The 11,544-nt window shown below is 41.1% G+C and carries 8 protein-coding genes, 1 pseudogene and 1 riboswitch; of the genes and pseudogenes, 6 read left to right on the plus strand and 3 right to left on the minus strand.

What is annotated here, in order from left to right:
• Nucleotides 1-394: 394 nt before the first annotated feature.
• The 3 genes from RWZ05_RS08005 to RWZ05_RS08015 all read left to right on the plus strand — a co-directional run bounded on the left by RWZ05_RS08005 (nucleotide 395) and on the right by RWZ05_RS08015 (nucleotide 6,084).
• A complete protein-coding gene (locus RWZ05_RS08005; protein WP_314643531.1) occupies nucleotides 395-1,939 on the plus strand; it encodes a ClC family H(+)/Cl(-) exchange transporter in 1,545 nt (514 codons plus the stop codon).
• A 14-nt stretch (nucleotides 1,940-1,953) separates the two neighbouring features.
• Nucleotides 1,954-2,748 (plus strand): sulfite exporter TauE/SafE family protein, encoded by a 795-nt coding sequence (locus RWZ05_RS08010; RefSeq protein WP_314643534.1) that lies wholly within the window; start codon nucleotides 1,954-1,956, stop codon nucleotides 2,746-2,748.
• Nucleotides 2,749-3,261: 513 nt separating this feature from the next.
• Nucleotides 3,262-6,084, plus strand: a complete 2,823-nt coding sequence (locus RWZ05_RS08015) for an FAD-binding and (Fe-S)-binding domain-containing protein (protein WP_314643535.1) — start codon at nucleotides 3,262-3,264, stop codon at nucleotides 6,082-6,084.
• Nucleotides 6,085-6,229: 145 nt separating this feature from the next.
• Here the strand turns inward: RWZ05_RS08015 and RWZ05_RS08865 are convergent, their stop codons facing one another.
• On the minus strand, nucleotides 6,230-6,337 hold the full coding sequence (locus tag RWZ05_RS08865; RefSeq protein WP_399554365.1) for a type I toxin-antitoxin system Fst family toxin: 108 nt from the start codon (nucleotides 6,335-6,337) through the stop codon (nucleotides 6,230-6,232).
• Between the two features lie 83 nt (nucleotides 6,338-6,420).
• Between RWZ05_RS08865 and RWZ05_RS08020 the strand changes: the two genes are divergently transcribed.
• Both RWZ05_RS08020 and RWZ05_RS08025 read left to right on the plus strand, forming a co-directional pair.
• Nucleotides 6,421-7,047: a TPR end-of-group domain-containing protein gene (locus RWZ05_RS08020; protein WP_314643538.1), complete on the plus strand. Its 627-nt coding sequence runs from the start codon at nucleotides 6,421-6,423 to the stop codon at nucleotides 7,045-7,047.
• A gap of 106 nt (nucleotides 7,048-7,153) precedes the next feature.
• Entirely contained in the window at nucleotides 7,154-7,567 is a 414-nt protein-coding gene (locus tag RWZ05_RS08025) for a hypothetical protein (protein ID WP_314643540.1), read from the plus strand.
• Nucleotides 7,568-7,577: 10 nt separating this feature from the next.
• On the opposite strand, the pseudogene RWZ05_RS08030 reads toward RWZ05_RS08025, so the two are convergent.
• Nucleotides 7,578-7,745, minus strand: a pseudogene (locus RWZ05_RS08030) (type II toxin-antitoxin system HicB family antitoxin); the annotation flags it as partial.
• Nucleotides 7,741-8,637 carry an EamA family transporter RarD gene (gene rarD / locus RWZ05_RS08035; RefSeq protein WP_314643542.1) on the minus strand — a complete coding sequence of 299 codons (897 nt, stop codon included), beginning with the start codon at nucleotides 8,635-8,637 and terminating at the stop codon, nucleotides 7,741-7,743. The gene rarD and the pseudogene RWZ05_RS08030, both read right to left, overlap by 5 nt.
• Nucleotides 8,638-8,861: 224 nt before the next feature.
• Nucleotides 8,862-9,038, plus strand: a riboswitch (cobalamin riboswitch).
• Nucleotides 9,039-9,332: 294 nt separating this feature from the next.
• Between rarD and RWZ05_RS08040 the strand changes: the two genes are divergently transcribed.
• The gene (locus RWZ05_RS08040; RefSeq protein WP_314643545.1) at nucleotides 9,333-11,495 is read left to right on the plus strand and encodes a methylmalonyl-CoA mutase family protein; all 2,163 of its coding nucleotides are present in this window, start codon (nucleotides 9,333-9,335) and stop codon (nucleotides 11,493-11,495) included.
• Nucleotides 11,496-11,544: the final 49 nt, after the last annotated feature.

Genomic DNA, 11,544 nt, shown 5'->3' on the forward strand with positions numbered 1-11,544 from the left:
TAATAGTCTAAATGATGTTAAGCTCAACGTGCCTGTAACAGCGCAGGGAGAGTAGCATCTTTAGAGTCTTTACACAGCTCGCATGCCTCCGATTATGTAAAGACCACATCTATAAACACTTGCTAAACAAGACTAGACATCTCTTTTGCTGTAGAGATGTCTAGTTTTGTTTTGTAGTTTATAAAGTCTTCCGTTGAATCATTTCTTGAAAATCATAATTTACATAAGTATACTAAGGATATGAATAGATAATTGTTAGACTAGAGCATAACTCGGGCAGATACTTGTTAGAGTAGATAATCTGTTGATTTATGATTACTAAAATTACAACCAATAGCTATGATAGTAATCTGAATAGGTACATGGATGTTCTATATGCTGAGGAGAGAATCTTATGAAAATATGGAAATTTAATAAGCGCAGTTCTACCTTAGCAGATATGTCCATGAATCGTGTACTCTTAACGGAGCTCATCGCAAAGGGCGCCGTCGTTGGCGTTTTGGCAGGTTTTTGCGGAGCCACATATCGCTATTTAATCTTAGAGTCGGAGCATTTGCGTTGGCAGTTGATGGATGGCATTACTCTAGAGTGGGCCATAGGATGGCTTGTAGCAATGGTTATCTTTGCCTTTATCGTAGATCGCTTGCTCGCTTGGGCACCATTGTCAGGCGGCTCTGGTATTCCTCAAATCGAAGGGGAAATGCTGGGACTCTTTGATATGAAACCGTATCGGATACTTGTATCTAAGATGATCGGTGGCGTACTGACTGGATTTGCCGGCTTTTCTGTAGGTCGTGAAGGTCCAGCCGTACAGATTGGTGGTTCTGCAGGGAAAATCGTATCGTACTGGATGAATTCTGGTCTACGTGAGCAGCGTATTTTGACCTCTGCTGGTGCGGGAGCCGGTTTAACGGCTGCTTTTAGTGCACCCGTATCGGGGGCGATGTTTGTCTTTGAAGAGGTCCATAAAAGCTTTTATCCGTACCTCGTTGTGCCAACCTTTGTGGCCACATTGATTTCAAACTATATTACGGTTAGTATCTTTGGCCTTGAGCCTGCACTGGGGTTTACCGTAACCTCTGGTGTTCCTCTTGAATACTTCCCTATACTCCTTTTAGTAGGTGTTGTTATGGGGCTTTGTGGGGTGTTTTTCTGCCGCATGATCTTCGCATTCAAGAAATTCTTTGCGTGGCTCAAATGCTCGAGATTTTTGAAACTAGCCCTTACCTTTGTGACTGTGGCGGTCATTGGCTTTGATTCCCAGCTCCTCTTAGGTGGCGGCAATGATCTGGTAGGTCAGCTCGCCTTCCAATCTCATGGCGTGTTGCTCTTAGGAGGTATCGTAGTAGGCAAGATTTTGCTCACTACCTTCTGTTATGGCAGTGGTGCTCAAGGGGGCATCTTTTTACCCATGCTTGTCATCGGTGCGTCAGCAGGTGCCTTTTGTGAAAGCTTACTTTCAACGCTAGGCATCATTTCTCCTGATTTTGTACCGCAATTCGTCATCTGTGCCATGGGTGGTATGCTAGCAGCTGCTATGCGAACTCCGATTCTAGCAATTCTACTCGTTCTTGAAATGACGAATAGTTTCTCCAACATTTATGCCATCGGTACTGTTACCATCGTGGCGTACCTTGTGGCAGAGCTTTTAAAAGAACCACCGATCTACGATTCCTTATTGCAAGCCATGAGTGGTCAAAACAATTTAGAGTCTGTACAAACCTTCTTCCAAACGAAGGTGCCTGTAGTGGCAAACTATACAGAGGTGCAGTTACAAGACTTGGCATTGCCAGATGGCACGTTAATCGTGAGTATTCGCCGAAATGGTACCTACATTGTACCTCTTGGTGATGTGAAACTTGAGCCAGGTGATGAACTACAAGTTTCTTGTGAACGAGGGCGATTGAAAGATGCAAAAGCATTCTTCCAGTCTAATTAAAGGGAGGACTTACCATGTTAGATAACATCGTATTATTCTATATATTCTTTACTATAGTTGGCTTTTTAGCGGCTATGCTAGGCACTATCATTGGTGCTGGTGGAGGCCTCGTATTTGTACCTCTATTTATGTACTGGTTCCCTGAATGGTCTCCGTCTATGATTGTAGGGACGTCTCTCTTTTCTGTTATGTGTAATGCTATCTCCGGATCTATAGCGTATCTGAAACAGAAAAAGGTATATATCAGTGCGGCTCTCGTCTTTAGTGTGGCTACCTTCCCAGGGGCTATCTTAGGGGCTCAAATGTCGGGGTGGTTCTCTGGTAAAGGCTTTATGTTTGCCTTTGGGTGCTTTATGCTCTGTGCCTCCTTCTTGATTGGGTTTAAGAATTTCCGCAAAGGGGAACGGAAGGAAGAAAGCCTTACGCTTGAACAGCTAACGTATAGTAAACCTATCGGTATTAGTATTAGCTTTTTTGTAGGTTTTATCTCCAGCATCTTTGGCATTGGTGGCGGGCTGATCCACGTACCAGCCTTGATTTATTTAATGGGCTTTCCTACGCATATGGCGACGGCCACTAGCCAATCCATCCTCGCTGTATCTACTACGGTTGGTGTTATTACACATGTAATAGAGAATCATATCGTCTTTAGTATTGCTATTCCTACGAGTATTGGAGCCATCTTTGGCGCTCAAGCTGGTGCGCGCATTGCAAAACGCCTCAAGGCAAAAGCCATCCTTGCCCTTATGAGTGTAGCCGTGTTTGCCTTGGCCGTACGACTCATCCTAAAATCGGGGATTCTAGGATAAGATTTGTGGGATCAATTTATTAAGACAATCCATATCTTTAATAAGCATAGTTTAATAAAAGCCCTTTGGTGGTAGCTCATAAGAGTTGTATCGCTAGAGGGCTTTTTGAATTTCAAAAGTTTTTTTAGGGTATAACTAAAAGTCATAGAACCTTATAATTGAGAACGGAAAAATTAAAATTAGTAAATCATAATAGTTTTATGCATGCATTTTGAAATCTATTTCCTATAGAATTATATGCAGTATAAATCGTAGTTTATCGAGGTTTTCGTATATATCTATAAAATATATCAATTAATCCTTAATAAATAAGGGTTCTTGATTAAACATGTGAAGAAATGAGTACATGATAATGCTATTGAGATGTACTTTCAACTAAAGAAATAAAAGAGCGAGCCATATCGATTTTTATTAGAAGAGATATAATTTATGCATAATTATAGTGGTGAGAATGAGAACGGCGTATACTAAAAGTAAAATAAATTCCTTATGAGAGGATAGGAGGAAATACAAGTGAGTACGCTTATTAGAGATTATGAACGTTTTGCCAAGGAGGCAAAAGAGATTTGTAAAGGTCGCGTGTATACCGATCATTTACGTCGTTATGCATATGGCGTTGATGCGTCCTGCTATAGTTATTTACCAAAGGTTGTCGTAAAGGCTGAGGACGAACGCGAAGTAAGACGCCTTATTCGTTTATGCCAACAATGCGGCACGCCATTTACATTCCGTGCGGCTGGTTCTTCATTGTCTGGTCAGTGCTCTAGTGAAGACGTTCTTATCGTATGTAATGATGGCTTCAAAAAAATGGAAGTTATCGACGATGGGAAAGCCTTAAAATGTGAGTGTGGTGTTATCGGTTCCGATGCAAACGATCTATTGAAACCGTATAATCGTAAAATTGGTCCAGATCCTGCAACGCTTGCAACAGCATTAGTGGGCGGTATTTTGAATAATAACTCCTCTGGTATGTGCTGTGGTACGGCGCAGAACTCGTATAAAACAATTCGCTCTATTCGCGTTGTTTTATTAGACGGCTCTATTCTTGATACATCCGACCAAAAGAGCATCGATCAATTCCTCAAAGAAAAACCTCAAATGGTTGAAGATATCTTGCAATTGCGCAAAGAAATCTTGGCTGATGAAGAATTGACTCATTTGATTCATCATAAATACAAAATTAAAAATACTACAGGCTACGGCTTGAACTCTCTCGTTGATTTTGAAGATATTATCGACATTATCAATCACTTGTTCATCGGCTCTGAAGGTACGTTAGGCTTCGTATCTGAAATTGTGTACAACACCGTTGAAGACGTGCCTCATAAAGGCTGTGGCCTCATGTTCTTCAAAACATTGAATGATGCATCCCTTGCGGTTGTAGCGCTCGCTAATATGGGCCGTGAAAAGGTTATCGCTGCAGAAATGATGGACTATCAGTCCTTGCGCGCCGTTCAAAGCCTTGAAAACGTACCTGATTTCGTTCGTGAAGTGCCAGAAGGTACAAGTGCCATCTTGTTCCAAACTGAAAGCTATTCCAAAGAAACAGTAGATCAAAACTTGGCTTTCATTAAAGAACAATTAAAAGATATTCCAACAGCAATTCCAAGCCTTTATTCTCAAGATCCTAAGGAATACGATTCTTGGTGGGCCATCCGTAAAGGTATCTTGCCAATCGTTGGTGGTCAACGTAGAAAAGGTACAACAGTTATCACTGAAGACGTTTGCTTCCAAATCGAAGACTTCACTAAAGGCATTGAAATGATTACGGAATTGTTCCATAAATACGATTTCGTAGATGGTGGTGTCATCTTTGGTCATGCTTTGTCTGGTAATGTTCACTTCAACATCACTCCTGATTTCAGTGACCCTAAAGATACTAAGAACTTTGGCGATTTGGTGAAAGAAATGTCTGAACGTGTATCTGGTTTCGGCGGCTCTTTGAAAGCTGAACATGGTACAGGCCGAATGGTAGCGCCATTCGTTGAAATGGAATGGGGCAAAAAGGCGTACGAAATCAATCGTCGCATCAAAGCTATCTTTGACCCTACTCGCATCTTGAACCCTGATGTTATGATTACAGACGATCCAGATGTGTACAAGAAAAACCTTAAGGCACAATGCGCTATCGATGATGCTTTCACAATCTGTATGGAATGTGGTTTCTGTGAAAAACATTGTCCAAGCCGTAATTTAACATTGACTCCACGTCAACGTATTGCGTTGTTGCGCGAAACGAAACGCCTTGAAAACGAAGGTAACTTCACATTGGCATCGGAGCTCAGAAAAGGCTACGAATACTACGGTGTGGACACTTGTGCAGCATGCTCTATGTGTAAAGGTCTTTGTCCTCTTAGCATCGATACTGCTCAAATCGCATTGTCCATGCGCCGCATTGATCCACCAGCACCAGAATTGGCTAAGAAGATTTACGACAACTTCTCCACAACCCTTCAAATGGCTCGTGCTGGCGTAAGCCTTGAAGGCATTGCTGGTTCTATCATTACACAAAAAGCAATTTCCAAAATTACCGAAGGTTTACACGGCGTCACAGGCATTACACCGTACTTACCTAAGACAACGCCTAAGGCTAACCATTATAGATTAAGAAATCGCATTAAGCCAACTAACTTTGAAAAGGTTGTATACTTCAGTACATGTGCGAACCGCGCCTTCAAACCGAACCAAGGTTATGACGATAATCGCAGCTTACAACAAGTAGTGGAAAGCCTCTGCAACAAGGCTCATATCGATATTATTTACCCACAACATATCGAAAACCTCTGCTGCGGCTTGAGCTTTGAAAACTATGACAATGTTCATGAACGGGCTGTAAAAGACTTGCACGATGCATTGATGAAAGCATCTCAAAATGGTAAATACCCAATCGTAATCGACCATAGCGCGTGCTTCAACCATGCTTTCAAACATATGCCAGACTTAGAAATCAACGATATTTCTGAATTCTTGTGCAAATATGTGGTGCCGCATCTTGACATTGAAAAATGCGATGAACGAGTTATCGTACACAAACAATGTAAGATTAAATCTTTGAACAAATCTCAATACATTGAAGACCTAGCTCGCCTCTGCACCGACCATGTATTCAACATCAAATCCTTTGCGTGCGATGGCTTTGCTGGTCAAAAAGGTTTCTTCACACCAGAACTCAACAAATCTGCTACAAAAGACCTTGCTAGTGAAATTGCTGAATACGGCGCTACACTAGGCGTAAGCTCTAGCTCCACATGTGAAATTGGTCTTGGTGAAAGCGGTGGTATCCCATTCGTAGGCGTTGCATTCCTATTAGACCGTTGCTCTAAGGCTAAGAAATAATATTCATTGAATAAGATGTCAGTATTATCTATTAGGGGTTTATTTTTCTATTAAGTATGATATACTATACGTAGGTAGTAGAGTGTATGAAATTACCTACAATATAACAAAAAAAGGACGAGTGGCAGCTCGTCCTTTTTCTTGCTTATTTTTGGTTCTTATTGTTGAGCCAATAGCTGTAGGTAGTTACTACTAAGGCAACAATAAGAGGGGCAAGCAAGGTACCCCAGAGTGTATAAGATAACTCCTCCAATATAACACCTCCTTCCTGGAGGTATTTTTATTATATCATTATGGTATGCATCTTTGAGATTATTTAAGAATGGAGTATATAATATGAGAAGAATTTTAACTATATTTTTACTACTTATATTTATTAGTGGTTGTGGATTAAATCAGAATGCAAATAATAGTAATATAGAAAACAATACTACAAGTTCTATTACATCTTCTCAAGACAGTAGTAAAATGATTAATCTAGATAATCATTTAGTTACCGCTAAACAAGCTTTATCTGCTGGTGATTATGCGAAAACCATCGAAGAGGCCACAGCCTCTATTAAGGAGAACCCTAATAATGCTGAGGCTTATTCTGTGCGTGGATTTGCTACGGCTTTAGATGGCGATACAACTAAAGGCTTAGCAGATACTAAAAAGGCTTATGATTTAGATCCTAATAATGTAGCGAATTACTATAATATGGCTATGGTGTACAAGTTACAAGGCCAATTAAACGATTCTAAACAGTGGTTTGAAAAGGTATTAGAAAAGGACCCTAGTAACACTTGGTCCGTCTATGGTATTGCTACCATCTATGCAGACCAAGGTGATGATACTAAGGCCCTTGACTGGCTTGAAAAGGCGATTAACATTGATCCATCTGTAAAAGCTGTGGCAGCAGAACAAGACCATTTCGAGCGCTTTCATAATAATAAGCAATTTAAAACATTAGTAGGATTATAATTCGTATGCTTATCATTTTGGGCATAGTAGAATGATCATGTGAAATTAGTAGAGTTATAATGTGAACTTAGAGCAATTATAATCTCAGATAGTAATAGGATTTTATATGGATAGTAAACAGATTATTCGCCTTATTATAAAGTTAATAGGCTTCGTATATTGGATTGGCTTTATATACTTAGGTAGCTTAATGGTCATGGACTGGTCAGGTTTTATGGCTCAGTACAACATAGAAACACCAATCTTCCTTACGTATATCGTATTGGTGGGCTGTTTTGCGACGCCGTATCTAGTATTTTATTGGAAAAAGCTAAATCCTCATACTAAACCGCCCTATTTAGAGCGCCGTCTCAGTGCCTACATGGATGAGCTAGAGGACCGACATAGCATTTGGTTTGATGTGTTATATGTACTCAAACTATTGCTCTATTTTGTGATTATCATGTGGATGATCTGTGTAGGCTTACTAACGCTTGCCATCATTGCGTGGATCGTAGTCCTAATTTTGTTGAGCAATTGATGATATGAATTTACATTGTTTTCTCTACTAATGCTTCTTGTAAAAGCTGAGAAAAATTAATTCCTTTCGCTAGTGCTCTGTCGTTTAGCCATGCTGGAATGGTTAAGGTTTTCTTTACAGATTTACTATTTTTAGCTAAATCTATATCTGTTTGAACTAAAGTAGGATATACCTTATTTTCTTAGGCTAATGCGCGTTGTGATTTGGCTTGATAATGAGAATAATACTAAGGCTATCCATATACAGCCAAAGGCCATGAGTTGTGCTACACCAAAGCTTTCACCAAAGTAGAAGATAGCCAAGAAAAAGCCCATAGTTGGAGATAGGTATTGTAAGAACCCTAGTACGTTAAGTGGCAATAAACGAGCTCCATATGAAAACAGGATAAGGGGCACAGATGTAGTAAGGCCTGAACAAACAAGCAGTAGACCGGTGGGGGTCATATTTTCAATAAAAGACCATGATGTAGTATCTACTGTTAGTACATACCATAGAGCAATGGGTGTAACAAGCCACGCCTCCATCGCAATACTCGAAAATGGATGGATGGTGAGGCGTTTTTTGATAGCCCCATAGAGACTAAAAGATACGGCTAGTACAATGGAAACAATCGGCAAGGAGCCTAGCTCATAGGTCATGATAGATACACCCAGCACGGCGATGGCGATGCTTAATTTTTGTGACCACAGCAAGGTTTCTTTATAGATGACGATACCTAGCAATACATTGAGTAGTGGATTGATATAGTATCCGAGGCTAGTATCGAGAACATGTTGGTTGGTAACAGCCCAAATATAGGTGAACCAATTGATACTAATCAGCATAGCAGCAAGTAATAATAGTCCTAATTGAGTAAGGTTGGTGCGTAAATAGTGGATATCGATGCGTAGTTGTTGACGACCGGTGATGATAACAAGGAAAAACATCCAAACACCGGACCAGATGATGCGGTGGGATAGTACCGAAAAGGAAGAAACTTGATTAAGTAGTGCCCAATATAGGGGGAGTAAGCCCCAGATTAAGCAACAGAGTAAAGTCGTACTGAGCCCTTTTTTGCTTATTTCATTCATGATCTGACCTCCTCGTATTGATAAAATCATTATATCATGCTGATAGAGTGCATAGTGTTGTTAATAGTAAACCTACTTGTAACCATTCAATGAATACTCAAAATAGTATTATGCGTTTCAGTTATTACGTATGCCTATCAGTTATAACCTAAAATTTGTTACCTATGATTAACTGTTATGTTCATTGACTTTGTGCATAATCTTACACTATATTGGACTTAGAACAACGAATATAGAGAATAGGTGTCGCAAGACTTAATAGAGAAATCGGTACAAGCCGATGCGGTCCCGCCACTGTAAGGACGAGCCTGCTTTCATTCATGTCACTGGAGAAATCTGGGAAGGCGAAAGCGAGGTGATGAACCCGAGCCAGGAGAACTGCCTATTTGATAATCACCGTTATGTACCTACGAGCGATAGGAAGGGGATTGGGGTATGCTGGTTTCAGTGTTTTTTTGGCGTACCTTTCAACAAGAAACCTTACGTGTCACTTTTGGGTGGCACGTTTTTTGTTGCCCTTGAAAGTGGCTATATAGCATATACATCAGGCTTTATAGTTATTGAATTGATGGACACAGATTTGAGGTTGATGTGATCTATATACAGGAAAGCTCGTGTGATGTGTATGCATAACAACTCGCAGGTACGGTGCGCTGTTTCTCGGTATGGTTTCGAGTTGAAAAGGAGGCACATATATGTCTGACAAAAAGACTTCAAAGGATGCTGAACGCGATTTATTAGCACCTGTATCCTTTGATGAATTTGAGAAACCTACGTATGAACAATGGCAGGCTGAAGTTGAAAAGGCGTTAAAAGGTGGCGACTTCCACAAGAAAATGTTCACTAAAACCTACGAAGGTATTACGTTGCAACCAATTTACACACCTGCATTGCATGGGGAAAAAATTCCAAAAGGTGTATACCCTGGGGCAGGCGAGTTCCTACGTGGCACTAAGGCAAGTGGTTATATTAAAGAGTCTTGGGGCGTATCCCAATACGTAGACGATTCCTTGCCGAAAGATGCGAATCATTCAAGTTTATACGAAATTGTAAAAGGTGGCACCATCCACAACATCCGTCTTGATGAAGCGACACGCCATGATCAAGATGTACAAGTAGGCGCATCTGTCGGTGTTGGTGGTACATCTGTATCTACTATGGATGACTGCAAACAATTAATTGACCGTTTCGATTTGAAAGAAAATCCTTTGTACATTGAAACCGGTGCCTCTGCAGCCATCTTGATCGGTATGTTGGCAGCTACTGTGAAGGGGGCTAAAAAACAAACCTCTGACTTGAAAGGTCTCGTTGGCGCAGACCCTATTGGTGTTTGGGCTAAAGATGGTACATTGCATATGTCTTTAGATACAGCCTTTGATGAAATGGCACATACTGTTGTATGGGCTAAAGAACAAGCTCCAGAGCTTAAAACTGTACTTGTATCTGGCGATGTATACGCTAATGGTGGCGCTAATGATGTGCAAGAGGTTGCCTATGCATTGGCAACAGCAGTTTGCTATGTGCGTCAATTAGCACAACGGAACATCGATATTCATACCATCGCTCAGAGCATGATGTTTACATTCTCTTTAGGGGCTAACTTCTTTATGGAAATCGCTAAATTGCGTGCATTGCGTGTTATTTGGGCTCGCATTATGGAAGCTTTCGGTGCTGAAGAAGCTGACCGTGCCGTGCATGTACACGGCAGAACATCTGCTTTTACGAAAACTGTATACGACCCATATGTAAACTTGTTGCGCAATACAACACAAGCATTCTCTGGCGTTGTAGGCGGTTTGAACAGCCTTGAAGTATCCCCGTTCGACCAACCAATTCGCAAAGCGGACGATTTCTCTCGCCGTATTGCTCGTAACATCCAAGTTATGTTGCAAACTGAATTCGAGTTGCGTCAACCTGTGGACCCTGTAGGCGGTTCTTGGTATGTGGAAACCTTGGCGGCTGAATTATGTGAAAAAATCTGGGCTGAGTTCCAAACTATCGAATCTAAAGGGGGCATCGTGGCAGCCTTGAAAGAAGGCTATCCACAAGCTCAAGTTAAAGCCATTCTTGATGAACGCTTCAAAAACCTTGCATTCCGCAGAGATGTGGCTGTAGGTAACAACATGTATGCAAACATGACAGAAGAGCTATTAGATCCAAAACCAGAAAATCAAGAAACATTGCGTCAAAAACGGGTTGCTCAAATTGAAGAATACTTGGCGAGTGCGGATCCAGATGCTGTTGTGAAAGCACAGGCTACCCTAGAAGCAAGTACGACAGAACCAGGCGCATTGATTGGTCTTATCGAACTCGGTGCATTGCAAAAATTGACAATCCGTCAAATCCGTAAGGCTTTAGACGCTGGCGATATTTCTTCTGAAACGATCGAACCAATCACGGCTCATCGCTGGACTGAACAATTTGAAGCACTTCGGATGCGCACAGAAAATTATAAACAACGTACGAAAGATAATGTGAAGGTATTCTTGGCTAATATGGGCCCAATTCCTCAACATAAACCTCGTGCGGACTTCTCTACAGGCTTCTTCGAAGTAGGTGCTTTTGAAGTTATTAAAAATGACGGCCATGAAACAACGGCTGATGCTGCGAAGGCTGCTCGTGAAAGTGGTGCCGATGTTGTGGTTATCTGTTCCACAGATGATACATATCCTGAATTAGTACCACCACTCGCTAAAGAATTGAAAGAAACTATGCCGAATGTAACGGTTATCTTGGCAGGGGCACCGCCTAAGGACCTTGAGCCTGTATACCGTGAAGCTGGCGTAGACGACTTCATTTCCGTTCGTGCAAATTGTTACGAAATCTTGAATACATTACAAGATAAGAAAGGGATGTGAGCTCATGTTTAAAAATCCAGACTTCTCCTCTCTTGGCTTGGGATCTCAG

Source organism: uncultured Veillonella sp., from assembly GCF_963543145.1.
Lineage (GTDB): Bacteria > Bacillota > Negativicutes > Veillonellales > Veillonellaceae > Veillonella.